Here is a 24,306-nt window from a genome sequence, read left to right as displayed (position 1 = left end):
CTCAATGGGGCGAGCCCCCATCGCCGTGTCTGAGGGAGGATCGGGTGAGCGCACGCCTGTTCGGGCTGGTCGCCGCGTGGCTGGAGACCCCGGCCGCGGACGGCATGAGCCAGTCCGAGCGCCTGGTCCTGCTGCTCATCGCCGAACGGGCCCGGGACACCGACCGGCGCATGATCTCTTTCCGGGCGGACCGGCGGGACGACGGCACGAAGATCACGCTGACGGAGCTGCTGCAGGCGCGGGCCGGGCTGACGCCGCGCGGGCTAGCCGACACGGTGCAGCGCCTGTCCAGGCGGGGCCTGGAGGTGCGGGTGCCGGTCGGCAAGGACAAGAACGGGACGGTCATGTACGCGCGTCGCGGCCACGCGACGGACTACCGGCTGCCGGATCTGCCTGCCTCGGTGAGCGTGCCGGAGCGGCCAGCACGGCGCGGTTCACACACCTTCTGACCTGTGGATAACCACCGTCGAGACGATCACTACTGGCCAGTTAGGTCACGTCTGGACGTGAGCCGCACGGGTCACGCTGAGACGTGACCCGCAGGTCACGTCAGGACGTGACCCATGTCCCTACATATGTCCCTACACAACCTCTATCCCTATGGCTCTGGCTGAGGTCCACACACCTACAGGTGGAAGTCCCGGCGATCACGCTCGGAAGCCTGTGGACAACCACGAAGATCACTACTCGCATGAAGGAGATCGCCGAAAGACCCGCGACTGCGGTGACTCGTTCTCCTCGTCGCTGCTGCTTGTCCGTCGTGGTGAGCACTGGCGACGCGAGAGACGCGCGACGAGTGCGCCGCAGTCCGCTCGGAATGGCCATCATGGTGGAGCTGGAGCGACGTTCACGCCATGTCAGGCACCGTGAGACCATGCCGCCGTCAGAGGCGCTCAGAATCGCTCACAGGCAAGATCCATAAGAAGAGAGGTGGACACAGCCGCCGCCAGCATGGTGTTGGGGTCGGTGGGGCGGGGATCTGGTGGGTCAGCTTTGGTTGACGTCTAGAGGTTTTGTCGTGTCCGTAATGGACGCCTGATTTTGGTGTTGTTGCTGGTCATGGAAGTGTGCGTCATCGCTGGTTGACGGGTTGGGGTGCCAGCTTCGTAACGGTACGGTCTCGGTTTTGTCCGTAATCTGGACCCCCTGTTACGCGCGGAACAGGATCGGCGGCATGCAGATCACACGTACGGCCAGAGCGCTCGGGAGCGTGGCAACGACCGCCACGCTCGCCGCCGCGCTGGTCATCACCGCAGGTCACATGGGGGCGCTCACTGCCTCCCGCGTGGCCGATCCCACCATCATGGCCACGTGCCCCGACCAGGATCCCCCGGTCGTGTGCATCGTCGGCCCCCAGGGCCCCCAGGGTCCGGCAGGCGAGCCGGGACCGCAGGGCCCCCAGGGTGAGCAGGGCCCCGCAGGACCGACCGGCCCCGCAGGACCGACCGGACCGCAGGGCCCCACCGGAGAGCCCGGACCGACCGGACCCGCCGGGAGTCCTGGGCCGACCGGACCGCGCGGCGAGCAGGGCCCGCAGGGTCCTCAGGGGCCCGCCGGAGCTACCGGCGCGGCGGGTGCGTCCGGACGTCCCGGCACGACCGGGCCGACCGGTCCCACCGGCGCGGCGGGCAGTCCCGGCCCCACCGGACCGCGCGGCGGGCAGGGACTCCCCGGACAGCCCGGCATGCCGGGAACCGCGCCGGAGTCCTCACCCGTCCCGACGCGGGAAGACGTGCCACCGTTCGAGGAGGCAACGGAGACGCCCTCCACCATCCCCACGGCGGACGCCGCCACCCCGGACAGCTCCGACACGGCCAACGCCAGCGCGGAGAACACCGCCGAATGGGACACCGGCCGCTACGTGATCGGCGTGCTCGGGCTCATCCTGCTCACGGTCGCGATCGTGTGCATCGTGATCTACCGCCGCCGCCAGCGCGCCGCGCATGACGAGTGGTCCGCAACCTTTGTTGGCGGTCCCGCCAGCAAGGACACCGAGTAACCAACCCCCTGCCCCCGCCCACCAGGGGCGGGGGCACCCACCGAAGGGAAACGGCAATGACCAGCAACAACACCCCCACGTTCGAGATCACCGAGGACGTCAAGACCGCGATCCGCGCCGCCCTCACCGACCTGAACAAGGCCCTGGAGGGGCACACCAGCAACAACCCGATGCTCAACGCGTACCGTCTCCCCGCTGCCCGCGCGACGCTCGCGGAGATCATCGCCATCGTGGACGACGAGGGCACGCTCTACGACGGCCCCACGCCTACCGCGTTCGCGGCCATGGACAAGGTGAGCGAGGCGGACCGCGCCGCCTGGTACCGGATGCCCGACCGCGCCGGAGCAGCCGGGCGCATCGCGCGGACGTGCGACAAGTACGGCGTTCCCGCCGACCACATGATCGCGACTCACGCCCTGTCGCAAGCGGAGGTGAAGGCGTGCGTGGGCAGCGCCGATCCGCTGGCCAAGCTCGCGGAGATCCACGCCGAAGCGGCCAAGCGCGAGGCGGAGCGGATCAAGGCGGAGCGCACCGCGCGGATCAAGAAGGCGGTCGCCGCCGGTAAGGCGCTGTCCGACTTCGGCGGCGACCCGTCCAAGCCGTTCGCCAAGGCGCTGGAGGAGGGCGCGGACCGCGCCGAATTGGCGCAGGCGTACACCAACGCCGGGCTCCCCGTCCCGCCGGAGGACAAGCCCAAGCCCGCCCCCAAGAAGTAGCACCACCCCGCGCCCCCGCACGCGCCACACGTGCGGGGGCGCACCCCACCACCACCCCACCAGCCACGTTCCACGACCGGGAGTGACCATGACCAGCTTGCAGACCCTTGCCGCCATCACCGCCGCCGCCGTCAACCTCAGCCACGCCGACCGCGAACGCCACCAGAAGGAATGCGCGATGTGCCGCCCCGACCAGGAATGCCCCCGCGCGGCGGCGATGTCCGCCGATCACGCGGCGCGCGTGCAGCGCTGCCGCTCCAACGTCCTCACGTACCTCCCGAAAGGATCACTCGTCGCCTACTCCGGACGACTGACCCGCATGCATGGTGAATGGTGGGTGCGCAGCACGTGCGGATGCTGCGACCACACCGCGCTCCGGCTCATCCGGGGGCGTGGCCTGATCTTGCCCCACGTGCGCCTGTCCGAGATCACCAGCGCACCGATCCTGCAACCCCGCGCGGGCGAGACGCTGCCCGCCGCGCGGGCAGCCGCACGCGAGATCAGCGCCATCCTCGCCCTGGGCGGCGTCACGCTTCCCCTGCTCGTGGACATCAACGGGCTGGGCGCGTGCACGCTCGCCTACCCGCGCGCCACCTACGACCACGAGATCGCGGTCGCGGAAGCCGCCGACACCGAAGCCGGATCCTACGTGCTGGCCGCGCTGCGCGCCGTGCCGATCCTGGCCAGCGCCGCCGCCAACGGCAACGCCGCCGGAATCCCCGGCATCACGCAGCGCCTGATCAAGCTGCGGGAAGCAGCGGCCAGCACGCATCGCACGCACCGCTGACCCCCGCCAGCGAAGCCCCCGCGCACGCGCCGCGCGGGGGCTTTCCCATGTCCAAGATCACCCCCCGTACCCCCTCCCCACCGGTCCGGCCGTGGTACCTCGGTCGTGCTTTTCCCGAATGGTTTTGATCTTGCCGGTTGGTCGTAGGGTGTCCGAGTCTCACAGGTGCGGCGGCTGGGAAGGGGACGGGATGGCGGATCGGGTGTGCGCGGGGCCGTGCAACAGGCATGCTCGCGCGGCGTGGGCCGCGTTCCTTCGGGAGCGGGATGCGCACGCGGATGCGGTGGACCGCTGGGTGGCGGATGGTGCGCGGGGCGAGCCGCCGCCGGAGCCCGTGGTGCCGGTGCTGTCGTGGCGGCCGGGGGAGCCGCTGCACTGCTCGCGCTGCCGGGGGACGTGCCGCCGGGCGCTGCTCGTGTGCGACGAGCTGGCCGCGAGTCTGGCGGCGCGGCCGGGCGTGGTGAAGGCGCAGACCCGCTGGTCGCGGGTGAAGGGGACCAGGCCGCACGGCAGCATGTCGCGGGAGGCGGAGATCGTGCACACGCTGACGGGGGAGCTGCTCGCGCTGCGCCGGGACGTCGGGGAGCGGCTCGGCTTGGCCGACCATCCGCCCGCCGGCCGGTCCGGGGTGGTGCGGTCAAGGTCGGTGACGTGGCTGGTGGACAAGCTCGACCAGGTGCTGGCGCTCAAGGGGCTCACCGTCCGGTCGGCCGTGGAGGACCCCGACAAGCTGGTGGAACTCGGACCGGTGGAATGGGCTCTCGCCTGGGAGTCGAAACTGCGGCGCCTGGTGGATGACGAGCCCGGCTCGACGCCAGCGCGCTGCCCGAGCTGTGGCCGGCGGCAGTTGGAGTGGCGGCCGCGGGCGGGCTACTACGTGTGCGCCGAGTGCGGCCACCACGTCAGCGAGCAGGAGACGATGGAGCTGGTCACCGAGGAGGCGGGCACGTGATCGAGGATGAGGGGCCGTGGCTGGTGGACGTGACGCCCGGCCCGGTCGTGCCGCTGTGGCGGCTGTGGCTTCAGAACGGCGTCCAACTCGACGGCGACCACCGGTGGTTCGTGGAGTGCCGGAAACCGGACTGCGAGCGGGCGGTCCCGGAGGGAGTGCGGTACTGCTGCACGCCGTGCGCGGTCGCGGCCGAGCACCGGCACGAGATCGACCAGCACCAGGCGAGCTGTGACGAGCTGTGGGCCGTACGGGAGCGGGCGCTGAAGGAACGATTCCCCGCCTGAGCCCCGCCACCGGATGCGAGGATAGGCCGGATCGTCCCTCGCCGTGAAGGAGTACGCCCGTGTCGGTCATGCCTCGCTACCAGGAAGTCACCGAGGCCCGCAAGCGGCTCGCCCCGAAGTACGGCAGCCAGGTCGTGAAGGGCATCGTCGAGCGGTTCGGCTCCTTCGAGTGCCGCCGATCGAGTGCGTGGTTGAGGTGGCGAGAGCGGTGCGCGCCGGTGACGAGCGGGACGACTGGACGCCCGCGCCGACGCCTGAAGATGTCGATGACGCGCTGCGCGCGATGAAGAATGCCCGGGAGCAGCTCCTGGCGGACGAGCTGGCGCTGATCGAGGCGGCGCGGGCGAACGACCGCTCATGGGATGAGATCGGGAAGCTGCTCGGCGTGCCGGTCGCCGCCGCGAAGACGCGCCCGGCGACAATCCGGCGCGCTATCGCGGACATGAACCGGCTCTGACCTGCGGCTTCGTCCACTTCGACCAGGTGTCGCACACGCGCGCCGCTGGTCGGTTACGCTGACGGCAGGCTTACCGCATGCCTGCCTCCGAGCGCTTCCCCTGCCTACGCCAGGGGACGCGCGCCGACGAGGTGAAGGTCCCCGTGGATCGCGTACCCCTCTCGCTCTCTGCGTTCCGTACGGAACGCCGGTCCTCTGTGTCTTCGAGGTGGGGTGCGTAGGGCCGCCACCTGGAAGGACACCCCGACATGACCAGCAACGCACGCTGGAAGAAGCGCGTCCGCGAGTACGCCGCCGCCCACGGCATCGGCTACCAGCAGGCCCACGACTCCCTCACCGCCCAAGCCCCGCCCGAGGCCGTGGCCGGCGAGGGATGGACCACTGACCCCTCCCAATGGACGCACATCGTGGAGGGCCGCTGGCTGGTCGAGTTCACCGAGCACGGCATCGGCGGCGACGAGATCGAACCCCTCCACCTCGACGTGGCCAGCGCGGAGGACCTGAAAGAACAGCTGGGCATGCTCGCGATGCGGCGCGGCTGGATCGACTTCTGGGTCGAGCTCAACGGCCTCGCCGGACGTCTGCGGTTCGACGTGCTCGAACCCGGCACCGACGTCCTCGCCGAGTTCACGCTGCGACTCGACCCCGCCGACGAGGACGTGGTCGAGCTGCCCCGGTCGTTCTCGCACGACATGTACGAGCTGATCGACGCCGTCCAGACCCGTTTCGACTGCACCGTGGACGCGTTCACCTTCGTACGAGGCGCCCGCGGCGGCGACGTCGAGTACGTGGGGCTCATCTACCGGGCTGGGACGGAGATGTACCACCTGCTCCACATCGCCGACCACGACGGCGGCTGGGAGTACACGCTGTCCGGCGGATGGCCGCTCGCCCAGGATGAGGCGGCGACGGCGGCGTTCCAGGCGAAGGTCGCCGAGCACATCCACGCCTGACCCGGACATGAGGAGAGGCCCGCCGCGCTGAGCTCGCGACGGGCCTCTCTTCCCCAGGGGGTTCGGGTCTACTCGACGTCGTCCTCGTCGTCCTCGATCCGGACGCCGAGGTCGTCGCCCGGGTCGTGGGTGTCCGTCTCGTCGCCGGTGTCGGGGGTGACGGTCTCCTCCACCGCGTTCACCTCGGTGGCGTGGTCGTTGCGTGCGGACATGATGGTCTGCCTTTCGCGAGGAGAGCTTGCTTGTCTCCGCCATCATGCCGGGTTTGTTGGCGGTTCCGCCTACGTTCCGGCGGAATTCCTCAGGGCCTTGTTCCGGAGGGTCACCAGTGGTCGTGTGGAGGCTCCAGTACGCAGCACCGGCGCTCGCGAGGAAGGATCAGGCCCTTGACGTGGGCGTCGGCCAGTATGCGATCGTTCTCGGTGGTGACGGTGAACGGGTGGCCGGCCTCGGTCAGAGCGTTCTGGAGCGCGGTCAGGACGGCGGTGATGTCGCGCTCAGTTCCTTCGCCCCAGTATTCGGGAGCGTCGTCCAGCGCGTCTGTGATGTGGGCGTCGGCCTGGGTCAACGACCAGTCCGAGCCGAGCAGGTTCCGGGTGAGGGAATCGATGCAGTCAGCGGGCATCGTGCGTCCGCTGATATCGAATCGGTAGATCTCGGTACTGGCCAGGACGGCGCGTATGGCCGCTTCGACCTCGGGTGGCTTGGGGTCCTGCATGGTTTCTGCCTTTCGCGAGGAGGTTCTGTCCGCCCCAGGATGACGGGCTCGGTGGCGGTTCCGTCTACGAACCGGCGGAATTCCTGAGGGCCTCGACGTCCTCCACGGTGATGTTCCAGGTGAACCCGAACGCCTCTTTCTCCCGCAACAGCGAAGCGACGATCTCCTCGTTGTCGAAGCCAGCATCTATCCGCTCAAGCGCCAGAGCGTCGCGGGTTTCGATGGTGTCGTCGTTCGTGATGATCGGCAAGAAGGGCGGGGCGTCGAAGTGCTCCATGGTGGTGTCCTTTCGCGAGGAGTTGCTGTCCGCCCCAGGATGGCCAGTACGCCGCCGGTTCCGCTGGCATCTCGCGAAACCCGTCTCGACGAGGCATGTTGGCGGTGCCGCCAACGGTTGCGCACTGTGGATCTTCTGTGTCACACTTCCTGCGGGCGGCACCCCTATGCCCACGCGACCCCCGTTGAGCTGGGCCTACGCGTGACGCGTGGACTGGACGCGTCTCTGCCGGTGCGTGTGCCGCCCCCACCCTTTCCCATTCGGCCGGTCGCGTTCGCGCGTCTCCGGCCATCTCAGCGCGTCGATCATTCCTGGACGAACCACGGAAAGCGGGTGGATCGTGACGCCGGTGACCGCCCGCCAGGCCGCCGAACGGATGGAGCGCGAGCCGTGCACCATCCGCAAGTGGGCCAGCCGCTACCACGCCCGCCAGCTCGGCCGCGTCGGGCGGGAGGTCGTGTACGACTACGCGGACCTGGCGTTCATCGAGTGGTGCATCTGGGCCGGCCGCGAGGTACCGGCCACGGCGGAGGCCCGTGACGAGCTACGCGCCGCCCGCCGAGCAGCCACCGCGGCGGCGTGACCGCTACTCGGAAAGGTCGCCCCGAGGACGCTCCGGCCGGACGAGCAGCACGTCGGAAGTGTGCCGGTAGCACTCCAGCGCAAACAGCGGGACCTCCTCCATGCCGTAGCCGTCGCCCCAATCGACCCTGCCGTGACCGGCGTCCACGATGATCTGATCGTCGCACGCGCCCTCTTCGTCTGTGGCCGTGTGGACGAGGATCGGCGCGTCGTCGGGCAGGTGCGCAATGGCTTCCCGGAGCTGACCCGCCGTCCAGGCCGGGCGGCCCTTGGCGTCGGTTACGGTCTCCCACGGCACGACGGCCGTGCGCGGCACGTCGTTGTTGCTCATGCCTGGCTCGCTCTCTCGCTGAACAGGCCAGCACGGCGGCCCGCCCGAAGGTAGTGCAGCGCGTCCACGGTGGACATCTCCTGCTCGTGTGGCGTCAGCTTGTCGAATGTGTCCAGGTACGTGGCCTCGTGGGCGATCTGCTGGCGCGCGGCGGCCAGCTTGCGGGCGTCGTCGTACTCAGCCTGGTCGGCGAACGGCCATCCAGGGCTCACGCCACCAGGCCGCGAGGTGGTCTCCATGTCGCTCATTCCCCGATCGTCCCACCCTCGTCTGCTCTACGTGCAGGCATCGCAGAACGAAAGGACACCGATGGAGCCCCTCATGAACTTCGGCCACGCCCTCGCCCACCTCCGCGACGGGCAGAAGGTCACCCGCGACGGCTGGAACGGCAAGGGCATGTGGCTCGCCCTCCAGGCCCCCGACCAGCACTCGAAGATGAGCCGCCCCTACATCTACATGTCCACCGTGGACGGCGACCTGGTGCCGTGGGTCGCGTCCCAGTCCGACCTGCTTGCCGATGACTGGCGACTGGCGTAGCCGAGCCCGAAGGAGTCCCCTCGTGCAGATCAGACCCCGCGTCCGCATCGTCGGCGCCGAACGCCACCAGCTCGCCCAGCACCTCGCCGGCCGCTACCAGTCAGGCGAGTCCGTCCGGGGCCTGGCCGAGTCGATCGGCCGGTCGTACGGGTTCGTCCACGCGCTGCTGGAGGAGGCGGGCGTCGAGCTGCGGCACCGCGGCGGCAACCACCGTTCCCGCTCGGCGAGCCCGGCCGGAGCGGCGCGGTGACGCCCGCCGAGACCGCCGTCGCGAAGGCAGCGGAGCTGCTGGACAAGGCCGAGGAATACATCCTCGACGAGGGGGCCGTGAAGAACTGCGTGGCCATCGCGGACGGGTGGACGCGGCTGTACCTGGCCCTCACGACCGGCGCAATCATGAACTTCTCGCCGGACTGATCCTCACTCCGGACATGAAGGAGCCCGCCGACAACGCCGGCGGGCTCCACAGGGTGATTCCATGGGCTCAGCAGAGCAGGATCAGCGCCGCCGCCCGCTCCGCACGGACCTGCCGCATCTGCTCAACCTGCTCCTTCGTGTAGAGCTGGTCGCCTTCGCCCTCGGGGTTGTCGTGGTACACCTGCGATACGACGACCTGGCGGGCGGTCGCCTCGTCCGGCGCGCGGACGTCGTGCTGGGCGCCGGTTTCGGGGATCTCGAAGTAGTACCGGGGCATCAGGGCCTCCCTCTACCGAACGTAATTGCTCACCCTGGACGCAGCCACCCCGGCGGCGTTCGCTCCCTCCTCAGCGTTGATGTCGTCGGCATTCAGCGGGTCGCAGTCCCGGCCCAGGTAGATGTCGGCGTGGTCCGACACGAGCGCCATGGACACGTCGTCGTACAGGTTGGCCAGGTCCGAGCTGTCGTCGGGGATTGGCGTGTTCTCGTTCCCGGTCAGGACGAGACGGATCGCGCCTTCCGCGTCTAGGTCGGGGCGTCCCTCCAGGAGGGTGGCGACCTGGTCGAGGGTGTAGGCCACCTGTTCCCAATCGGTCACAAGGCACCTCCATCCTGGTGTTGGGCGTAGCTGCGGAAACGCTCGGCCGCCGCCCGTGCGGCGGGGACAGCTTCAGCGGGCGGGATGTCGCTGATGTAGAGCGAATCCGAGTCCGGGCTGAGGAACGTCTTTGCGTGGTCGGCCTCGATGGCGCGGGCCACATCGTCGTAGAGCACGTCCAGGTGGCCGACGAGCGCGATTCGGATCGCGCCGTCCGGGTCCATGCCGGGCATGCCTTCGAGGAGGTTGGCCACCGTGTCGAGGAAGCCGGCCGCCCGAGCCCAGTCGGTCATCATCGCGTCTCCTTGAAGTAGGAGCGGATGCTCTCAGCGGTCGCACGGGCGGCCGGGATCGCCTCGTCCCTGACCAGGTTCATCAGGTCCAGCGGCTCGTCGTGCCCGTACATGTCGGCGTGGCGGATAAGGAGTTCGTCGGTGGCGACCTCCAGCAGCGGCAGAGCATCCACCCCGGCCGGGACCGGAGAGCCCTCGTTGCACGCCGCCTGTTCCATCGCGGCAGACGGGTGAAGGCCGGGATCGGCCTCCATGAGCTGGATCGCGAGGTCGAAGATCTGAGCCGACCATGGGTCAATCACCAGGCACCTCCGCCCAGGTGATGTCCCTGCTCGTGTGCTCCTCCGCCAGCCTCCGGCACATGGCCGCAGCTTCCACCGCAGTGCGGGGCCGCGCGGAGTCGATGGAGGCATACCGGATGTCGCCACCCGGCCTCCCCGTCTCGCCCGGCGCGGACGGGTCCGTGCAGAAGACCAGCTCCGTACGTTCCACGACGAGCGCCTGCCCGGTGTAGTCGTTCGGCGCGTTGATGTCCTCTCCGTAGTAGGTGATGGTGACGAGCGGGTACACCTGCTCGCCGGTGTCGTCGGTGGTCGGGTCTGCGATGTAGCGGACGCTCCACGCGGTGGTGAGTTGCCCGTCGCTGACGTGGCCTTCGTTCTGGACGCGCTCGCCGGGCGCTGGGCACCAGCTATGCGCAGCAACGGCTAGCGAGTCGCTCACTGGCCGCTCCTTCCTGGGACAGGGACCTGCCAGACGGTGGCGAGGAAATCCGTGACCCGCTCCACGGACACGTTGATCCCCTCGTGCGGCTCCACCAGCTCGAGCCCGACGTAGCCGTCCGCGTACTGGCTGAACTCGTCGATGCAGAGCCACCCTGGGGCGTCCTCGTGCGGACCGACCATCACCGGCACGTTCTCCCCGGAATGGTGAACAAGCACCTCGTCGAACCCGGTGATGACCGCCTGCTCCAGCATGCTGATCGGGAAGTCGTGCCAGTAGAACGACGGCATGTCCCCGAGCAGGTCCAAGTAGGGACCGCCATCGGACAGCAGGTCACAGCGGACCAGGCTGACCGTTCCCGGCCAGTCCTTCCGCCAGACCAGCGCCGTGCCCACGGTGGACGGGCAGCTGATGACCTTGCCGTCCTTCATACGTTCCACCAGCGTGGCGATCTCCAGAACCACGGTGACGTCCGGGATCGCCAGGTCGGGCCGCCAGAACAGCATGTCGAGATCACGGCTGCTCATGGGCACCCCGCCAGTTCGACGCGGTGGGCCTGCTCCCACATCAGCAGCGCAACCTTGTCCAGGTCGTCACCCTCGACGTGCGGGCGGTCGCCGGCGGCGTCGATCCGGTGGAACAGCTCGGCCATGTGCCGGGCCGCGCTGCGGACCGACGTGGGGCACGCCTCGAACTGGATCTCGGTGACCCGCCGGGCGATGTACCAGTCGGCCGCCTCCGCGTCGGTGACGTCGCCGAGGCTGGCCGGCTGGTGGCCCCAGATGGCGCGGGCCAGCGCCTCGTTCAGGTCGAGGTCGTGGTCGCCGAGCATGATGTCGGCCGCCCGTTCCAGCACGTACGCGAGGTGCGCGAAGCTGGCCATCAGCTCCCGCCTCCTCGGCCCCAGCCTCGGCTTTCGGTGCCCGCGAACCTGATCCTGGCTGCGGAGGTGGGCGCGTCGCCGGGCGGGATGGTCACCTGGTGGGTGACCTGCTCGCCAGCGGTGATGCGCACGTTGATGCCGTGTTCCTCCACGCAGAACGACAGAAGCACTGTTTCGGGATCTTCGCCCAGGGTGAAGGTTACGCTGGAGCCGAAGGTGAGCGGCCCGCTGAGCAGATCTATGACGTGGAAGACCCCCAGCGGATCGAGTGTGGTCCGCCAGCCCGACACATCGAGGACAACCGATCCGTATTGGGCGTAGTCCGGGCCGGGGCGCGCGTCCAGGTAGGTGCCGTCCGGGCCGGCGTATGTGGGCGTATGTGTGTCACTCATCGTGCACCGCCTCCGGGTCGCTGGCGACGCAGGCGGCCATCTGCTCCCAGGTGTGCTGGGCGTACAGACTGCCGCAGTGGCACAGGGCCAGGATCGTCTCACTCACCGCTGGTGACCTCCTCGACGGCCGCGCGCACGGCGTCGGCCTGGTCGTGGGGGATGGTCACCTGGCCGTTGCTCCCGCAGGCCGGGAAGCTGACGTTCAGGGTCAGGCCGTCCGAGTCGGAGGTGGCGGTCAGCCACAGCGTGCCGTCCGGGTCGGAGACCGGGATCGTGACCTGGCCGTGCTGCGCGGTCGGGCCGAGCATGCCGAGCAGCCGCGTGATGTCGTAGGTCTCCAGCCCGAAGAGGATGCCGGAGACGTTGACGATGACGCTGCCGGGTGGGGCGTCGGGGAGGGTGTCGAGGACGTCGAAGTAGGTGCCGTTCGGGCCGACGTAGACGGCGGTGTTGATGATCTCGGTGAGGGTCATGGTGGTGTCCTTTTCGCGAGGAGAACAATTGGACGCCACCGTACGACCGGTGTGGTGATCGAGTCGCGAGGCTTCTCAAACCGGCCGGAGACATGAAAGAAGCCCGCCACGTGGTGTGGCGGGCTTCCGGGGATGCAGGCTGGTCAGCCGGTGATCGCCTTCTTGGCCAGGTCCTCCACCTCCTGCTGCAGCTCCGGGGTGTACGGCAGGTGCTCGAACGTGGCGATCGGGTTGTCCTCGTGGAGGACCGTGTAGCTGGTCGGGTTGAGGGTGTCGTAGGCGACGGTGTACGGGTGGCCGGTGATCGCGAACGAGCTGATGTCCTGGAGCATGGCGGGTTCCTTTCGCGAGGAGTTCGCCGCCACGGTACGACCGGCACCTAGATCATGTCGGGAGCCTGCTCAGATTCGGCAGCGCGGATCACGGCGACCATCTGACGCAGCACCTCCAGCTCGCGTGACGGCGGAAGCTCAGCGCCACGCGTGCAGATCCTGTACTGCCCAATGCCCTGGTCCTGGCAGAAGGCGACCAGCTCGGTGTAGGCAGCGCGTTCCGTCTCATCGTTGATCCAAGCCGGGAGGTCAGGCGGGCTGGGCGCGGGGGGCGCGGCCGGACCGCGGCGCCACAACCGTCGTATGTCGAACACTGGCGTCTCCCTGTGGTGGCGGTGGTGATCTACTGTCGCATGGCCCGGGCGGCGAGTGCCATCCAGTGATCTCGCCGGCGGTCGCGACGGCGCGCAAGTCCCCGCGAGGACCGTCATGGAGCCGCGGGTTCCCTGCGGGGGTCGAGGTGACGGTAGACAGTGGCGCGGCTGACCCGCAGCTGATCTGCGATCTGCTGCACGGTGTACTTCCGCTTCCCATCCGGCCCGGTCATGTCGTACAGCGCCCGAGCCATCTCCACGCCTTCGGGGTCGAGCGCTGGCGGCCGGCCGCCGACCCGGCCGCGGGCGCGGGCGGACTCGAGTCCTTCGAGGGTGCCTTCGACGATGAGTTCGCGCTGGAACTCGTCGATGGCGCCGAAGATGTGGAAGACGAGCCGCCCGGTGGGGGTGGTGGTGTCGATGTCCTGCTTGATGACTTTCAGGCCGATGTCGCGTTCGCGGAGCAGCACGGCCAGTTCGAGCAGGTTCTTCAGCGAGCGCGCCGCGCGGGACAGGCGGGTGATGACGAGGGTGTCGCCGGGCCGGGCGTAGTCGAGCGCCTTGTCGAGCTCGGGGCGGCTGGCGAGCTTGCCGCTGGCCTTGTCGATGAAGATCCGAGTGCATCCGGCGGCTTCGAGGGCGTCGCGCTGGCTGTGGGGGTTCTGGTCGCGGGTGCTGACACGTCCGTATCCGATGAGGGCCACGCTGAGAGTGTCGCATAAACGCCAGTCTGGCGGTGTGGTGAGACGTTGATTTCGTACGCGGGTTTTGAGATTGATCGACCTGGTCAAGCGTGATCACGTGAAGATCATTCAGTGTCGTCTCAGAAACGATCGTTAATGGACACGCGGGAACCGGTGCGCAACCGGACTGTGCGCGTCTAGCATCGCGAGTGAATCAATCTCCTCGCGAAAGAGATGATCATGAGTGAAGCTCACACCACCACCACGGCGGCGGCATGGCCCGCCTTGATCGCCGCCGCCGGGCGTCGCGCCGGGCCGAGCACCGAACTGCTCGACGGCCTGACCATCCTGCGCGTCGATCTCCAGGAGGCGAAGGCCATCCTCCGGGGCATGTTCGGCTCCGACCCCACCACCCTGTCCCTGTCCGAGTGCGATGAGGGTGTCAAGGTCGAGCACGCCGACTGGGAGTTCATCTCCGAGATCCGGGCGGCGCTGCGCGCTGAGGGGTGGGAGGTCCGATGACGACCTACGCCATTCAGAAGGCGGAGGGCGCCGACCTCAAGCTGCCCTACCCGTACTTCGCCGACGAGTCCGGCATGATCGGCCGCCAGGACAAGTGGAAGGGTAACCCGACGCAGGTCATCGGCTTCCAGAGCGACCCGAACATCATGGAGATCGACCTGCTGTGGCAGGACGCGATCCTCGACCCGGACCGGGCGTCGGGCATGTACCTCGTCACGGCCGACTCCGAGGGCACCTTCACCACGCACCTGACCCTCGTGGAGTCGGTGAAGGCCGTCACCCTGTCGGGCGGTGAGGGCCGGTGAGATCGGATCAGCCCGTCGCGGTCAGCCAGTGGCCGGTGCCCCCCATCGTGACCCAGCGGTTCCCCGAGATCGAATCCACCGCCTGGACGTGGACCTCACCGCTGCGTCTCCGTGCCCATGACCACCGCGGCGTGGTCCTGGTCGTCATGGACGCCGAGCGCACGCAGCTCGCGGGCCAGTGGATCGCCGCCGGGGACGAGGCCGACCGTGATCTCGTCGCCCGAACGTACGCCACCTTGCACTCCCTCGTGGGTGCCTGGGTGGCATCGCGCATCGCGTGTGAGGACGGCACTCCTCTGCGGGCCGAGCATGACCGAAGGCTGTGCCGCTGGTGCGGCCTCAAGTGGGATGAGCACATTATGCCCTCGATGGCCCAGGCCGGTGAGGTCCGGTGAGCATGCGCACCACGTTGTCGCCCGAGAAGCTGGCCGAACTGGCGGCCCAGGGGAAGGCCGAGGCGGCGAAGTGCCGCTTCGTGGACCCGGACGTCGTTGCTGCGTCCAAGAAGATCCTGCGCGAGCGGGGGGAGGCCTGGGCGGCGAGCGTCCTGATGCGCGACATCTCCCGCCGCTCTCTGGGTGTCCCGCATCTGCCGTTCTTCCACGAGGGGGAGATGGAGACGCTGATCCTGGCCGACCGCGCCGAGTGGGACCAGCTTGCTGCGGCGGCTCAGGGCGGTGAGGCTCGATGAGGAATCTTCCCCAGGGCGCGCACCTGGCCTACTGGCGGGCCAACCCTGACACGCTGCACGTCATGGTGGTCCGGTCGGACGGCAGCTACGTGTGGCAGTTCCCGATCGTTCGTGACGGGGCCACGGAGTTCGGCGAGATGCTGTCCGTGCAGGTCTATCGGGATGGCTTCGCGGCGTTCCGCCAGGCGCCCGAGGTGTTCGCGGCCCTCAGCGACCCCTACGCCCCCGACTCGCTGGACGAGGTCGAGGAACGGTTGAAGCGTCTCGGCGCGGTTGAGCAGCGCCCCCAGGGCGGTGAGGTGGGATGACGCCCCCGATCGCCGAGATGTCACCGGACCGGCAGCGTTCCTACGTGCGGACTGGGACGCACATCCTGGTGTGCAAGATGATGCTCGCGACGGGTCTCACCGAGGGGGAGATTGCGCGGGCGGTCATCGAGGCCGCGAGCTTCGACGGCGCGTTGGGCGGTGAGGCCCTATGAGCAGATCCCCGGAGTTCCCGTACACGCAGGTGCCGACCGCTGACCTGCTGGTCATCAAGCACCTGCTGGACCGTAACCATGAGGTGTGGGTCGAGGCGTCCGGCCTTGCCGCCCGGGTTAACGCCGAACTCGCCGAGTTCCGCGACCCGGCCGAGCAGGAGCAGGCCCGCGCCGAGTTGTCGGCGCTCGCGCAGCAGGCGCTCACCGCCGCCCAGGTGAGGACTGTCGCCCAGCAGGCGGTCACGCGGAACACCGCGTGGATCGACGTGGACAAGGTCGTCATCTGCGAGGCCGACCCGAGCGACAGTGGGGCGGTACTGCTGCGGCTGGACCCGGCCGCTGACTGGGCCGCGTGCCGCGACCTGCTGGTGGAGAGCGGATACGCGGTCGAGGTCATCGATCCGGTCGGCACGCGGATGCGCGTGAAGGCGGGTGAGGCCCGATGATCCGTCGCAGTGGAAGCCGCCGCAAGGCTGCCATGATCCGAGAGGTCATTCTCGGCGGGCCGCCGCACCGGCCGCCGCAGCGGAAGGTGGTGACGACGCGCAACGTGCGCCGTCACGCCGCGCGGGCCATCGTCGATCGACTCGGGTACGACGTCCCGGAGGCGATCATCTCGTGCGACCGCGACCCTGACACCGCGGGGGCCGTGCTGCTGCACGTCAACTCCGGCGGGAACGCGATCGAGTGCGAGAACGCGCTCCGCTCGGCCGGCTACCGGGTAGAGCCGGGCGGTCCGCCGCCTGGCGCGTACGGGGTGCAGCTCCGCGTGCTTCCAGGCGGTGAGGCCGGATGAGCGTCGTCGTGTTCAAGACCGCGCCCGACCGGGACTGCTACGTGCTGTGGCAGACGGTCAACGACTCGCCGGTGTTCATCGGCGACCGGGCCCAGACGGCGGCCCGGCTCCAAGCGGAGCTTGGCCACCACGTCCCTGTGGAGGAGACTCTGTCCTGGGCGGACCGGAACGGCAGCTCGTACATCGACGGCACCGGCTGGTGGGACTACGAGGGTGTGCCCGCCGGCGGCGAGTGCTTCCCGGACGGGGAGATGCGGTTCGTGCCCCGCGCCAACCTGGAGGAGTTCGTTCTCGCCGCCGCGGTGGACGATGTCGGGCGGATGGTGGAGCTGTCCGTCGAGATGGAGGAGTCAGGCTCGGTCGGGGGTGGCGTGTGATGGACGGCGGCCGAATGCGGTGGGTGAGCGACGGCTGCCTAGTCGTCTCGGCTTACTCGCTGTCGTGGGGCTTCGTGGACGGCATCGTGGAAGACTACGGCCTCAACCCCGACGACTTCCCCGAGATGATGACGGACATGCAGCAGAGCGTGGGCGAGGCCGTCATCGACACCATCCTCCAGGTGCTCGATGAGAACGCCGCCGACCCGAGGATCGCCGCGGTGCTCGCTGAAGCGCGAGGCCAGGCATGACCCCGCGTCTCACCCCGCGCCGGCTGAAGTTCCTGGGCACGCTGGCCGAGCATGACGGCAGCGTGGTCCTGTTCGGCTCGTACGAGGACATCCCCGAGTACGGGCTGAGCAAGGATGACGTGCTCGCGCTGGTCGCGCTGGGCGTCATCGACGTAGGGGAGTCGAGTGGTCATCGCGGTACGGCGCGCACGGCGGTGCTCACCGACGCGGGCCGAGCCGAGCTGGAGCGGCGCGGGGCAGGTTCGTCATGAGCCGCACCGTCCTGCCTGGCAGGAACAAGCGGTACGCTGCGGCCCGGCTGTTTTTGCACAATCGCCACTGCAACGCCTGCGATCCCGCGCAAGCTGCCGAGCACGCACGGCTGTGGCATGACGCTGCCCGTGCGCTGGTCCTGTCCTACGACTCCGACGACCCGTACATGTGGCGGTGGGTGCAGAATGTCCACGCCACCTTGTGCCCGGACGGCTACGACTACGCGCGGGCTGACGGACGGTACGGCGCGGTCGAGCAGCGGCAGGCGAGCGTCGAGCACGAGCGGAAGTTCGCCGATTCGGACGTGGTGAGAGCACTTCGGGCCGCGATCGAGGCGGCGGCATGAGCGGCTGGCGAAGGCGCTCAACGAAGAATGATCTTCGCGTGCTGGCGGAAGGCGGACACTGCCAGCACGCGAGAACCGCTCGAAATGCTCATCATGGTGGCCGCTCGCGGCCCTGACGACCTGGCCTTATGGTCGGTGTCACTCGCGAGGTGAGGCGCTGAGATTCGATCTCAGCGCCTCACCTCTTTCATGATCGTTTAAATTCGGCTTCACTGCTCATCCGAGGCATGTGCTGCCTCACCAGCGGAGGCCGTCCACCCCGCGCTGAGCCTGTAAAGGATCGACGTGACGATGGCACGCGCCATCTTCTCGGCGGTGGTGTCGTCGTTGACCGTGGTGCGCTGCTCAAGCACCGTCCGCACGTATTCGATCATCTCGGCGCGGGACCCCGGCCCATCGTGGGTCAGTAGGAGAAGCCGCCCGCCTCTGTCGATCTCGGCGTGCACAGCGAGAAGTTCGTCCACTCCGCCACCCTAGCGAGGACCAGAATGCGGCACATCGAGCACATGCCCCTCCCCGAGATCGCCCGCGCCGTCCGGAACCCGAAGGAGCACGACCTCCCCACCATCCGCAAGTCCATCCAGAAGTGGGGCTGCACCCTCGCCGGCGAGCTCGACGAGCGTACCGGCCGCCTCGTGGCAGGGCACGGACGACTCCATGTGCTGGAGGAGATGGCCAGCGACGGCGCATCCCCGCCCGAAGGCGTCAAGGTCAGCGACGACGGCGTGTGGCTGGTGCCCATCCTGCGCGGCTGGTCGTCCCGCTCCGACGCGGACGCCGAAGGCTACCTCGTGGCCAACAACTCCACCTCGGAGCGCGGCGGATGGGACCGCGGCGCCCTCGCCGACATGCTCACCGACATCTACGAGGCCGACGAGGAACTGCTGGCCGCGACCGGCTACGACCCCACCGACATCGAGGACCTGGTGCCCGCCGACCTCGGAGACGCGCCCCCCGCGCCGGTCCCGACGCCGGGCCCGGCCGAGCGCGTCGAACCGCCGGACGTGTGGGGCGTCATCATCACCTGCGCAACCGAAGAGGAGCAGGTCGAACTCCTGGAACGGCTGGCCGCCGAAGGCCGCTCCGTTCGAGCCCTCATGTAGGAAGGGAGCCGCCGTGCGCGCGGACATCACCCTCGCCACCCCCGTCCACCGCACCGCACGCGTCCTCCAACTCCAAGGCATGTTCGACGTGCCGCTGGAGAAGAAGCTGACGAACTCCTGGTCGGTGGACCTGCCCGTCGAAGAACGCCGGTGGAATGTCGGCCTGCTCGTCGGCCCGTCCGGGTCCGGCAAGTCCACCATCGCGCAAGAGCTGTGGCCCGGGCGGCTCGTCCGGGACCGCCCGTGGGGCGACCGGGCGCTCGTGGACGACTTCCCGCCCGGCATGGGCATCAAGGACATCGTCGGCCTGCTGACCGCCGTGGGACTTTCGAGCCCGCCCGCGTGGCTCCGGCCGTACAAGACGCTGTCCAACGGGGAGGCGTTCCGCGCGTCGATGGCCCGGGCGCTCGCCGAGCACCAGGGGCTGCTCGTCGTGGACGAGTTCACTTCCGTGGTGGACCGGCAGGTGGCGAAGGTCGCGAGCCACGCGGTCGCGAAGTCCGTCCGCCGGGCCGGGCGGCAGCTCGTCGCGGTCACGTGCCACTACGACGTGACGGACTGGCTGCAGCCGGACTGGATCTACGACCTGGCGGCGGGCTCGTTCTCGTGGAGGTCGGTTCAACCCCGGCCGCGACTCCAGCTCGACATCCACGCGGCCGACCGGTCCCTCTGGCAGCTATTTCGCCACCATCACTATCTGAGCAGCGACATCAGCAACGCTGCCCAATGCTTCGCCGGGTGCATCGACGGCAAACTGGTAGCTTTCGCTGCCTACAGGCACTTCCAGCATCCGAAGGTGCGTGACATCAAACTCGGTCACCGCCTGGTGGTGCTGCCGGACTTCCAAGGACTGTCGATCGGCGGGCACTTGGAGGACTGGATCGGCCAGCACCTGCACGCGCAGGGCTTCCGGTACCGGAATGTGACGTCGCACCCGGCGTTGATCGCCTACATGGAGCGCAGCCCGCGGTGGCAGCGACAAGGCCGCGCCACCAAGCTGCACACCTCCTCGAAGCGGCGGAACCAGCACGCCAACACGCTGGACCCACGCCGGCTCGGGCTCGTCTCGTTCGAGTACATTCCGCCGCCGCGACTGCGGAAGTAATTCGCAACCATCGTTGCGGCTATTCGGCTTGGGAGGTCGCCCAGGCCCGCGGTGATGGAGGTCCCACCAGGCGAGGAAAGCGCTGGTGTCGAACGCCCGCCGGCCGGTGTCGGGATCGACGGTGAAGGGCGGCCACGCCTCGCCTCGCTGCGCGGCCGATGACAACGCTCGGGTGACAGCGCTGCGGTGGACATCGAGCAGCCGGGCGAGCTGTGCTGCACAGCGTGCATCGTCCACCTCGGGCTGCGCCTCGGAGCCGCCGCCACTTTGATCGTTACTGGTGTCGGTCACGTCAACCGCATGCCCGACACCGAACTAACGTGATCACCAAAATCGGCAACGATCGTTGCTGATTTCGTGCCGTCCTGGCCGCGCCCACGCGCGGGACGACCGCGTTAGAAGCTGATCGCGGACGTCGTGTTGTGCACCGCCCGCCACGCCTGGGCGAGATGATGGGCGGCTTCGAGCGCCTGGTCAAGAGACGCCTGCGCTGCGGCGACCGCCTGCTCGGGGTGACCCTTATACGGCCCATGCGTGACCCGGAGCTTCCCGTCCGACTGCTGCTTGGCCAGGTAGTCGCCGAGCTGCCTGGTGAGCTGGTCCAGCCGTTCAGCGGCGGCGCGGATCTCGCCCGCGACCGAGGCCACATCGGACGGCCACTGCAGGCCGTCCTCCCCATCGCGGGTGGCGTAGTTGAGGACGCGTATGCCCTCGGCCACAGCCTGGGCGACTTCGCGCGTGTAGTCGGAGCTGTGCGGCCCATCGGGGCTCAATGCGACGGTCGTCATCCCGCCATGCTCGCACCCGGGCGCGGCCTCGCGCTCACACTTCCCCCTCGCCGCTCCAAGGAGTTCGTCATGCGCTGGCACACCCTCGACTACCTCAAGCGGGACGACGCGCGCCGGCCAGGCCGTCGCGTCCATCGCGGGTTCTGGCTGGAGGAGCTGCCGCGGCTGATGCTGCTCTGCCGCCTGCGCGGCCACCGGCCGGTCGTGGACGGGTACGGTCCGAGCCGGCCCGGCCTGGACGCGGCGCGGTGGGTGGTGTGCGACCGGTGCGGAGTCCGCCCCGACCCGCAAGGCAGCCTCGACCCGGACGGCTGGGCGATCGGCCAGTCGTACGACGGCCCGTACGCCGGCGAGGAGATGCGCGATCCGCTGCTGCGCACGCTGCTCGGCCCAGGGAACACGTTCGTCCGGGGCGGCTTGCACTTGCCCGGCCGGTGGCCTGACCAGCCGACCGGGACGCTCGGCGGGGAGCTGGTCGTGGGGAAGTCGTTCGGCGTGTTCTCGGCCGAGGTCAAGGTAGGCAACTCGGGCAGCGAACACGTCCTCGCCGCCCACCTTCGGGTGTGGCCATTCGGCGCGCTCTACCTACACACCGAGCGGTTCGGCACCTGGGTGCAGCGCCGCCTGAACCCGACCGGCTACGACTCCCGCGTCATCAGCCTCGCCATCGACGGGTGGAAGATCCGCACGCAGCTGTGGGCCCGCCGCGACCACTGGTCCCGTGACGACCCGTGGTGGATGCACGGCTCCATCAGCCTCGACCTGGTGGAGAAGGTGTTCGGGCGGAAGCGGTACAGCTACACCGACCACGCCACCTCAGACGGGCTCGTCGCGCTCGGGATCGGCGAGGTGCACCCGGTGCGGCTCACCCTCCAGCGGCAACGGCTCGGCCGGCCCCGGCTCGAACGCCGCGCCCGGTACTCGTGGATCGTCGAGTGGACCGCCGTCAACGGCGAGGGCATCCCGACCCGGGACGGGCGGGGCACCGTGTCGGCCGCGGTCGAGGTAGGCGACGATGCGGCCACCAGCGGCCAGTGGGCAGCCGCCGCATGCGTGGCCATCGCCGACAAGATCGCCCAGGACCGCGCCCGGTACGGCTACCAGGCGGCGACAGGAACGGAGAACTGATCATGGCTGTGGACATCCGCGACTACGAGCCCATCGACACCGTCGTGCAGGCCGTCGAGGTCAACGGGCTCGACCTGGACGACATCGTCGCCTGGATCAACGACACCTCCAAGCTGAAGGGCATCGTCGGCCAGACCGCGCTGCGCGGCCGGTCGGCCGAATACATCGACCTGCAGACGCCCGAGGGCATGCTGCGCGCGGTGCTGGGCGACTACGTGGTGACGGACGGCGCGGGCTCGTTCTGGAAGGTGTCGCGGTCGGTGTTCCAGCGCAGCTACGCCCTCATCGCGCCCGCCGCCAGCGAGGACGGCGGCGGCGAGGGTGAGGGCGGGGAGTAGTGCGGATCCAGGTGCTGCGGCTGCCGCTGTACGAGCTGGGCGGCGTCTCGGAGGAGCCGTTCGCGCTCATCGCCGACCAGGCCCCGCCTGAGGGGGACGGCTGGTCGATGCCTGCGCTGGCGGTGTTCGCCGAGCAGATCGGCGCCCGCGGCGTGTGGGTGACCCCGCAGACGGTGGAGATCGTGGACCAGTTCCCGCCCGAGATCGTGGATCACGTTCCGTTCGACGACCCAGCCACGGAGGCGATCGACGGCGGCTGACTTGTTGGCGGAACCGACAACTAGGCCGGAGAGGTGGGCAGGCGATGGCCGACGACAAGCGCAAGCTTGAGCTCGCCCAGCGGCGCAATCAGGCGCTCCAGATGCGGATCGCCGGCGTCTCGCCCACGCTGATCGCTGAGCGGCTGGGCTACAACAGCCCGCAGGCGGCCTCGGGCGACATCACCGCGGCGCTGAAGCGGGCCGCCAAGGCGGAAGGGCTGGCGGCCGAGCACCTGCTGCATCTGGAGATCGGCCGCCTGGACCGGATGATGGCCGCGCTGTGGCCGCGCGTGCTCAAGGGCGAGGTGAACGCGGCCGAAGCCTGCCTAAAGATCATCAATAAGCGGGCGGGCCTGCTGGGCCTGGACCAGATCAACCGCAACGGCCACCCCGACCATGACATGGCGTCCCTGCTCGGCGCGATGCTGGCACAGCTCCAGCAGCGCTACGAGGTCGCGGAGCCAGACCTGGACGCCATCACGTCGGCCGAGGTCGTCACCGGTGAGGTGCTGTACGACGACGCCGGGGGCGAGGCGTGACCGGCGGCGCGCTGGGGCTGGCGGTCCGGTTGTCGCCCAAGCAGGAACGCAGCATCGCGGAGTCCACAGCGCGGCTGAACGTGTGGCAGGGAGCCATCCGCAGCGGGAAGACGATCGCGTCGCTGATCAGGTGGCTGGCGTTCGTCGCGAACGCGCCACGCGGCGGCAGCCTGGTCATCGTCGGCAAGACGGCGGACACCATCTCGCGGAACGTGTTCGACCCGCTGATGGACCCCGCCATCACCGGGCCGCTCGCCGCGCGGATCTCCTACACCAGGGGTGCTCCCACCGCGACCATCTTGGGCCGCAAGGTGGAGATCATTTCGTGTGCGGACGCCCGCGCCGAGACTCGGCTGCGCGGCATGACCTGTGCGGGCGTGTACGTCGATGAGATCACGCTGCTGGAGCGGGCGTTCTGGGACATGCTCCTGTCCCGGTTGAGTGTGCCGGGCGCGAAACTGTTCGGCTCCACCAATCCCGACAGCCCCAGCCACTGGCTCAAGCGGGACTTCCTCGACCGGGCTGGCGAGCTCGACCTGAGGTCGTGGCACTTCCGCCTCGACGACAATCACGCGCTGGACCCGGCGTACGTGGCCGCGTTGAAGAAGGAGTACACCGGCCTCTGGTACAAACGCTTCGTTCTCGGGGCGTGGGTCATGGCCGAGGGGGCGATCTTCGACATGTGGGACGAAGACCGCCACATGGTCACCAGCCTGCCGCTGATGGAGAAGTGGCTCGCGTGCGGGATCGACTACGGGACCGCGAACCCGTTCGACGCGGTGCTCGTCGGCGTCAGCGTGCCGGATGAGCGCGGCCAGCGCCGGATCTACGTCACCAACGAGTGGCGGTGGGACTCCCGCATCCAGCGCCGTCAGCTCACCGACGCCGAATACAGCTTGCGGCTCGCCGACTGGCTCGACGGCATCCCCGACACCTACGGCCCCGGCACGCGCGGGGTCCGGCCGTCGTGGCTGATCGTGGACCCGTCCGCCGCGTCGTTCATCACGCAGCTCCATCACGACGGGTTCCGGCCCCAGCAGGGCGACAACTCCGTCCTGGACGGGATCCGCACCGTCTCCAACCTGATCGCGGCCGACCGCCTACGAGTGCACGCCTCCTGCCGCGACCTGCTGGACGAGATCGTCGGCTACGCCTGGGACGACAAGAAGGCGGAGAAGGGCGAGGACGCCCCGGTCAAGGAGCACGACCACTCCGTGGACGCCCTCCGCTACGCCCTCCACACCACGCAGGCGGTGTGGATGCGGCTGCTCGAACCCGTGCCTGCCTACTAGACGCGCGCCGCCCAGGGGAGTTCCGGTTGTG

Annotated in this window: 50 protein-coding genes; 32 read left to right on the top strand and 18 right to left on the bottom strand. The window is 69.1% G+C overall.

What is annotated here, in order from left to right:
• Nucleotides 1-44: 44 nt before the first annotated feature.
• The 8 genes from AB0I79_RS51485 (at nt 45) to AB0I79_RS51450 (ending at nt 6,148) form a co-directional block, all read left to right on the top strand.
• A complete protein-coding gene (locus AB0I79_RS51485; RefSeq protein ID WP_357890593.1) occupies nt 45-449 on the top strand; it encodes a hypothetical protein in 405 nt (134 codons plus the stop codon).
• Between the two features lie 725 nt (nt 450-1,174).
• Nucleotides 1,175-1,999 (top strand): hypothetical protein, encoded by an 825-nt coding sequence (locus AB0I79_RS51480; protein WP_357890590.1) that lies wholly within the window; start codon nt 1,175-1,177, stop codon nt 1,997-1,999.
• Nucleotides 2,000-2,055: 56 nt separating this feature from the next.
• A complete protein-coding gene (locus AB0I79_RS51475; RefSeq protein WP_357890588.1) occupies nt 2,056-2,715 on the top strand; it encodes a hypothetical protein in 660 nt (219 codons plus the stop codon).
• An 88-nt stretch (nt 2,716-2,803) separates the two neighbouring features.
• Entirely contained in the window at nt 2,804-3,502 is a 699-nt protein-coding gene (locus AB0I79_RS51470) for a hypothetical protein (protein WP_357890585.1), read from the top strand.
• A gap of 190 nt (nt 3,503-3,692) precedes the next feature.
• Complete coding sequence (locus AB0I79_RS51465) at nt 3,693-4,454, top strand: TFIIB-type zinc ribbon-containing protein (RefSeq protein ID WP_357890583.1); 762 nt, start codon at nt 3,693-3,695, stop codon at nt 4,452-4,454.
• Complete coding sequence (locus tag AB0I79_RS51460; protein ID WP_357890580.1) at nt 4,451-4,738, top strand: hypothetical protein; 288 nt, start codon at nt 4,451-4,453, stop codon at nt 4,736-4,738. Before AB0I79_RS51465 ends, AB0I79_RS51460 begins: the two co-directional genes overlap by 4 nt.
• 169 nt (nt 4,739-4,907) lie before the next feature.
• Nucleotides 4,908-5,195 carry a hypothetical protein gene (locus AB0I79_RS51455; RefSeq protein ID WP_357890577.1) on the top strand — a complete coding sequence of 96 codons (288 nt, stop codon included), beginning with the start codon at nt 4,908-4,910 and terminating at the stop codon, nt 5,193-5,195.
• A 248-nt stretch (nt 5,196-5,443) separates the two neighbouring features.
• Nucleotides 5,444-6,148: a hypothetical protein gene (locus tag AB0I79_RS51450; protein ID WP_357890574.1), complete on the top strand. Its 705-nt coding sequence runs from the start codon at nt 5,444-5,446 to the stop codon at nt 6,146-6,148.
• Between the two features lie 68 nt (nt 6,149-6,216).
• Here the strand turns inward: AB0I79_RS51450 and AB0I79_RS51445 are convergent, their stop codons facing one another.
• The 3 genes from AB0I79_RS51445 to AB0I79_RS51435 all read right to left on the bottom strand — a co-directional run bounded on the left by AB0I79_RS51445 (nt 6,217) and on the right by AB0I79_RS51435 (nt 7,143).
• Nucleotides 6,217-6,360 (bottom strand): hypothetical protein, encoded by a 144-nt coding sequence (locus AB0I79_RS51445; protein WP_357890571.1) that lies wholly within the window; start codon nt 6,358-6,360, stop codon nt 6,217-6,219.
• Nucleotides 6,361-6,470: 110 nt separating this feature from the next.
• On the bottom strand, nt 6,471-6,866 hold the full coding sequence (locus tag AB0I79_RS51440; RefSeq protein WP_357890568.1) for a hypothetical protein: 396 nt from the start codon (nt 6,864-6,866) through the stop codon (nt 6,471-6,473).
• A gap of 64 nt (nt 6,867-6,930) precedes the next feature.
• On the bottom strand, nt 6,931-7,143 hold the full coding sequence (locus AB0I79_RS51435; protein ID WP_357890565.1) for a hypothetical protein: 213 nt from the start codon (nt 7,141-7,143) through the stop codon (nt 6,931-6,933).
• Nucleotides 7,144-7,492: 349 nt separating this feature from the next.
• Here AB0I79_RS51435 and AB0I79_RS51430 point away from each other — a divergent pair, with 349 nt between their 5' ends.
• Nucleotides 7,493-7,726, top strand: a complete 234-nt coding sequence (locus AB0I79_RS51430) for a hypothetical protein (RefSeq protein WP_357890562.1) — start codon at nt 7,493-7,495, stop codon at nt 7,724-7,726.
• Between the two features lie 3 nt (nt 7,727-7,729).
• Here AB0I79_RS51430 and AB0I79_RS51425 read toward each other — a convergent pair whose 3' ends face one another.
• Nucleotides 7,730-8,056 carry a DUF6225 family protein gene (locus AB0I79_RS51425; RefSeq protein WP_357890559.1) on the bottom strand — a complete coding sequence of 109 codons (327 nt, stop codon included), beginning with the start codon at nt 8,054-8,056 and terminating at the stop codon, nt 7,730-7,732.
• Nucleotides 8,053-8,304, bottom strand: coding sequence for a hypothetical protein (locus AB0I79_RS51420; RefSeq protein ID WP_357890556.1), 252 nt, complete (start codon nt 8,302-8,304; stop codon nt 8,053-8,055). Before AB0I79_RS51420 ends, AB0I79_RS51425 begins: the two co-directional genes overlap by 4 nt.
• Before the next feature lie 73 nt (nt 8,305-8,377).
• On the opposite strand from AB0I79_RS51420, the gene AB0I79_RS51415 reads away from it, so the two are divergent.
• From AB0I79_RS51415 to AB0I79_RS51405, 3 genes are read left to right on the top strand one after another with little or no spacing between them, the layout of a single operon-like run.
• Nucleotides 8,378-8,593 (top strand): DUF2829 domain-containing protein, encoded by a 216-nt coding sequence (locus tag AB0I79_RS51415; protein WP_357890553.1) that lies wholly within the window; start codon nt 8,378-8,380, stop codon nt 8,591-8,593.
• A complete protein-coding gene (locus tag AB0I79_RS51410) occupies nt 8,574-8,843 on the top strand; it encodes a helix-turn-helix domain-containing protein (protein ID WP_357890550.1) in 270 nt (89 codons plus the stop codon). Before AB0I79_RS51415 ends, AB0I79_RS51410 begins: the two co-directional genes overlap by 20 nt.
• Nucleotides 8,840-9,010: a hypothetical protein gene (locus tag AB0I79_RS51405; protein ID WP_357890547.1), complete on the top strand. Its 171-nt coding sequence runs from the start codon at nt 8,840-8,842 to the stop codon at nt 9,008-9,010. The genes AB0I79_RS51410 and AB0I79_RS51405 overlap by 4 nt, the downstream gene beginning before the upstream one ends.
• Nucleotides 9,011-9,077: 67 nt before the next feature.
• Here AB0I79_RS51405 and AB0I79_RS51400 read toward each other — a convergent pair whose 3' ends face one another.
• The 11 genes from AB0I79_RS51400 to AB0I79_RS51350 all read right to left on the bottom strand — a co-directional run bounded on the left by AB0I79_RS51400 (nt 9,078) and on the right by AB0I79_RS51350 (nt 13,722).
• Nucleotides 9,078-9,287 carry a hypothetical protein gene (locus tag AB0I79_RS51400; protein ID WP_357890544.1) on the bottom strand — a complete coding sequence of 70 codons (210 nt, stop codon included), beginning with the start codon at nt 9,285-9,287 and terminating at the stop codon, nt 9,078-9,080.
• A gap of 12 nt (nt 9,288-9,299) precedes the next feature.
• Nucleotides 9,300-9,608, bottom strand: a complete 309-nt coding sequence (locus AB0I79_RS51395) for a hypothetical protein (protein ID WP_357890541.1) — start codon at nt 9,606-9,608, stop codon at nt 9,300-9,302.
• A complete protein-coding gene (locus tag AB0I79_RS51390; protein ID WP_357890539.1) occupies nt 9,605-9,904 on the bottom strand; it encodes a hypothetical protein in 300 nt (99 codons plus the stop codon). Before AB0I79_RS51390 ends, AB0I79_RS51395 begins: the two co-directional genes overlap by 4 nt.
• The gene (locus AB0I79_RS51385; protein ID WP_357890536.1) at nt 9,901-10,203 is read right to left on the bottom strand and encodes a hypothetical protein; all 303 of its coding nucleotides are present in this window, start codon (nt 10,201-10,203) and stop codon (nt 9,901-9,903) included. The genes AB0I79_RS51390 and AB0I79_RS51385 overlap by 4 nt, the downstream gene beginning before the upstream one ends.
• Complete coding sequence (locus tag AB0I79_RS51380; RefSeq protein ID WP_357890533.1) at nt 10,196-10,624, bottom strand: hypothetical protein; 429 nt, start codon at nt 10,622-10,624, stop codon at nt 10,196-10,198. The genes AB0I79_RS51385 and AB0I79_RS51380 overlap by 8 nt, the downstream gene beginning before the upstream one ends.
• Nucleotides 10,621-11,151: a hypothetical protein gene (locus AB0I79_RS51375; RefSeq protein ID WP_357890530.1), complete on the bottom strand. Its 531-nt coding sequence runs from the start codon at nt 11,149-11,151 to the stop codon at nt 10,621-10,623. The genes AB0I79_RS51380 and AB0I79_RS51375 overlap by 4 nt, the downstream gene beginning before the upstream one ends.
• Complete coding sequence (locus AB0I79_RS51370) at nt 11,148-11,507, bottom strand: hypothetical protein (protein ID WP_357890527.1); 360 nt, start codon at nt 11,505-11,507, stop codon at nt 11,148-11,150. The genes AB0I79_RS51375 and AB0I79_RS51370 overlap by 4 nt, the downstream gene beginning before the upstream one ends.
• Nucleotides 11,507-11,899: a hypothetical protein gene (locus AB0I79_RS51365; RefSeq protein WP_357890524.1), complete on the bottom strand. Its 393-nt coding sequence runs from the start codon at nt 11,897-11,899 to the stop codon at nt 11,507-11,509. The genes AB0I79_RS51370 and AB0I79_RS51365 overlap by 1 nt, the downstream gene beginning before the upstream one ends.
• Before the next feature lie 98 nt (nt 11,900-11,997).
• Nucleotides 11,998-12,372, bottom strand: coding sequence for a hypothetical protein (locus AB0I79_RS51360; protein WP_357890521.1), 375 nt, complete (start codon nt 12,370-12,372; stop codon nt 11,998-12,000).
• 143 nt (nt 12,373-12,515) lie between these two features.
• Nucleotides 12,516-12,704 carry a hypothetical protein gene (locus AB0I79_RS51355; RefSeq protein ID WP_357890518.1) on the bottom strand — a complete coding sequence of 63 codons (189 nt, stop codon included), beginning with the start codon at nt 12,702-12,704 and terminating at the stop codon, nt 12,516-12,518.
• A gap of 427 nt (nt 12,705-13,131) precedes the next feature.
• A complete protein-coding gene (locus AB0I79_RS51350; RefSeq protein ID WP_357890515.1) occupies nt 13,132-13,722 on the bottom strand; it encodes a recombinase family protein in 591 nt (196 codons plus the stop codon).
• A gap of 219 nt (nt 13,723-13,941) precedes the next feature.
• Here AB0I79_RS51350 and AB0I79_RS51345 point away from each other — a divergent pair, with 219 nt between their 5' ends.
• Genes AB0I79_RS51345 through AB0I79_RS51290 form a run of 12 tightly spaced genes read left to right on the top strand, consistent with a single transcriptional unit; the run spans nt 13,942 to nt 17,722 of the window.
• Entirely contained in the window at nt 13,942-14,223 is a 282-nt protein-coding gene (locus AB0I79_RS51345) for a hypothetical protein (RefSeq protein ID WP_357890512.1), read from the top strand.
• Complete coding sequence (locus tag AB0I79_RS51340; protein WP_357890509.1) at nt 14,220-14,528, top strand: hypothetical protein; 309 nt, start codon at nt 14,220-14,222, stop codon at nt 14,526-14,528. Before AB0I79_RS51345 ends, AB0I79_RS51340 begins: the two co-directional genes overlap by 4 nt.
• A gap of 47 nt (nt 14,529-14,575) precedes the next feature.
• A complete protein-coding gene (locus tag AB0I79_RS51335) occupies nt 14,576-14,923 on the top strand; it encodes a hypothetical protein (RefSeq protein ID WP_357890506.1) in 348 nt (115 codons plus the stop codon).
• On the top strand, nt 14,920-15,219 hold the full coding sequence (locus tag AB0I79_RS51330; RefSeq protein WP_357890503.1) for a hypothetical protein: 300 nt from the start codon (nt 14,920-14,922) through the stop codon (nt 15,217-15,219). Before AB0I79_RS51335 ends, AB0I79_RS51330 begins: the two co-directional genes overlap by 4 nt.
• Nucleotides 15,216-15,527, top strand: coding sequence for a hypothetical protein (locus AB0I79_RS51325; protein WP_357890500.1), 312 nt, complete (start codon nt 15,216-15,218; stop codon nt 15,525-15,527). The genes AB0I79_RS51330 and AB0I79_RS51325 overlap by 4 nt, the downstream gene beginning before the upstream one ends.
• Entirely contained in the window at nt 15,524-15,700 is a 177-nt protein-coding gene (locus AB0I79_RS51320) for a hypothetical protein (RefSeq protein WP_357890497.1), read from the top strand. Before AB0I79_RS51325 ends, AB0I79_RS51320 begins: the two co-directional genes overlap by 4 nt.
• Nucleotides 15,697-16,146: a hypothetical protein gene (locus AB0I79_RS51315; RefSeq protein WP_357890494.1), complete on the top strand. Its 450-nt coding sequence runs from the start codon at nt 15,697-15,699 to the stop codon at nt 16,144-16,146. Before AB0I79_RS51320 ends, AB0I79_RS51315 begins: the two co-directional genes overlap by 4 nt.
• A 32-nt stretch (nt 16,147-16,178) precedes the next feature.
• Nucleotides 16,179-16,496, top strand: coding sequence for a hypothetical protein (locus AB0I79_RS51310; RefSeq protein WP_357890490.1), 318 nt, complete (start codon nt 16,179-16,181; stop codon nt 16,494-16,496).
• Entirely contained in the window at nt 16,493-16,873 is a 381-nt protein-coding gene (locus AB0I79_RS51305) for a hypothetical protein (protein WP_357890487.1), read from the top strand. Before AB0I79_RS51310 ends, AB0I79_RS51305 begins: the two co-directional genes overlap by 4 nt.
• Nucleotides 16,873-17,124: a hypothetical protein gene (locus AB0I79_RS51300; protein ID WP_357890484.1), complete on the top strand. Its 252-nt coding sequence runs from the start codon at nt 16,873-16,875 to the stop codon at nt 17,122-17,124. The genes AB0I79_RS51305 and AB0I79_RS51300 overlap by 1 nt, the downstream gene beginning before the upstream one ends.
• Nucleotides 17,121-17,375, top strand: coding sequence for a hypothetical protein (locus AB0I79_RS51295; RefSeq protein ID WP_357890481.1), 255 nt, complete (start codon nt 17,121-17,123; stop codon nt 17,373-17,375). The genes AB0I79_RS51300 and AB0I79_RS51295 overlap by 4 nt, the downstream gene beginning before the upstream one ends.
• Nucleotides 17,372-17,722 carry a hypothetical protein gene (locus AB0I79_RS51290; protein WP_357890478.1) on the top strand — a complete coding sequence of 117 codons (351 nt, stop codon included), beginning with the start codon at nt 17,372-17,374 and terminating at the stop codon, nt 17,720-17,722. The genes AB0I79_RS51295 and AB0I79_RS51290 overlap by 4 nt, the downstream gene beginning before the upstream one ends.
• Before the next feature lie 209 nt (nt 17,723-17,931).
• On the opposite strand, the gene AB0I79_RS51285 is transcribed toward AB0I79_RS51290, so the two are convergent.
• Nucleotides 17,932-18,186, bottom strand: a complete 255-nt coding sequence (locus tag AB0I79_RS51285; protein WP_357890476.1) for a hypothetical protein — start codon at nt 18,184-18,186, stop codon at nt 17,932-17,934.
• Between the two features lie 24 nt (nt 18,187-18,210).
• Here AB0I79_RS51285 and AB0I79_RS51280 point away from each other — a divergent pair, with 24 nt between their 5' ends.
• The 3 genes from AB0I79_RS51280 to AB0I79_RS51270 all read left to right on the top strand — a co-directional run bounded on the left by AB0I79_RS51280 (nt 18,211) and on the right by AB0I79_RS51270 (nt 20,254).
• Nucleotides 18,211-18,825: a hypothetical protein gene (locus tag AB0I79_RS51280; RefSeq protein WP_357890473.1), complete on the top strand. Its 615-nt coding sequence runs from the start codon at nt 18,211-18,213 to the stop codon at nt 18,823-18,825.
• Nucleotides 18,826-18,838: 13 nt separating this feature from the next.
• Complete coding sequence (locus AB0I79_RS51275; protein ID WP_357890470.1) at nt 18,839-19,930, top strand: GNAT family N-acetyltransferase; 1,092 nt, start codon at nt 18,839-18,841, stop codon at nt 19,928-19,930.
• 186 nt (nt 19,931-20,116) lie between these two features.
• Complete coding sequence (locus AB0I79_RS51270; protein ID WP_357890467.1) at nt 20,117-20,254, top strand: hypothetical protein; 138 nt, start codon at nt 20,117-20,119, stop codon at nt 20,252-20,254.
• A gap of 71 nt (nt 20,255-20,325) precedes the next feature.
• Here AB0I79_RS51270 and AB0I79_RS51265 read toward each other — a convergent pair whose 3' ends face one another.
• Nucleotides 20,326-20,718, bottom strand: coding sequence for a hypothetical protein (locus AB0I79_RS51265; RefSeq protein ID WP_357890464.1), 393 nt, complete (start codon nt 20,716-20,718; stop codon nt 20,326-20,328).
• Nucleotides 20,719-20,787: 69 nt separating this feature from the next.
• Here AB0I79_RS51265 and AB0I79_RS51260 point away from each other — a divergent pair, with 69 nt between their 5' ends.
• From AB0I79_RS51260 to AB0I79_RS51240, 5 genes are read left to right on the top strand one after another with little or no spacing between them, the layout of a single operon-like run.
• On the top strand, nt 20,788-21,846 hold the full coding sequence (locus AB0I79_RS51260) for a hypothetical protein (protein ID WP_357890461.1): 1,059 nt from the start codon (nt 20,788-20,790) through the stop codon (nt 21,844-21,846).
• A gap of 2 nt (nt 21,847-21,848) precedes the next feature.
• Nucleotides 21,849-22,184: a hypothetical protein gene (locus AB0I79_RS51255; protein WP_357890458.1), complete on the top strand. Its 336-nt coding sequence runs from the start codon at nt 21,849-21,851 to the stop codon at nt 22,182-22,184.
• On the top strand, nt 22,184-22,444 hold the full coding sequence (locus AB0I79_RS51250; protein ID WP_357890455.1) for a hypothetical protein: 261 nt from the start codon (nt 22,184-22,186) through the stop codon (nt 22,442-22,444). Before AB0I79_RS51255 ends, AB0I79_RS51250 begins: the two co-directional genes overlap by 1 nt.
• A 44-nt stretch (nt 22,445-22,488) precedes the next feature.
• Nucleotides 22,489-22,983 (top strand): hypothetical protein, encoded by a 495-nt coding sequence (locus tag AB0I79_RS51245; protein ID WP_357890452.1) that lies wholly within the window; start codon nt 22,489-22,491, stop codon nt 22,981-22,983.
• Nucleotides 22,980-24,275 (top strand): PBSX family phage terminase large subunit, encoded by a 1,296-nt coding sequence (locus tag AB0I79_RS51240; RefSeq protein WP_357890449.1) that lies wholly within the window; start codon nt 22,980-22,982, stop codon nt 24,273-24,275. Before AB0I79_RS51245 ends, AB0I79_RS51240 begins: the two co-directional genes overlap by 4 nt.
• Nucleotides 24,276-24,306 lie beyond the last annotated feature (31 nt).

It is taken from the genome of Nonomuraea sp. NPDC050202 (assembly GCF_040656115.1).
Classification (GTDB): Bacteria; Actinomycetota; Actinomycetes; order Streptosporangiales; family Streptosporangiaceae; genus Nonomuraea.
This window is presented reverse-complemented; position numbering and strand designations above follow the sequence as displayed.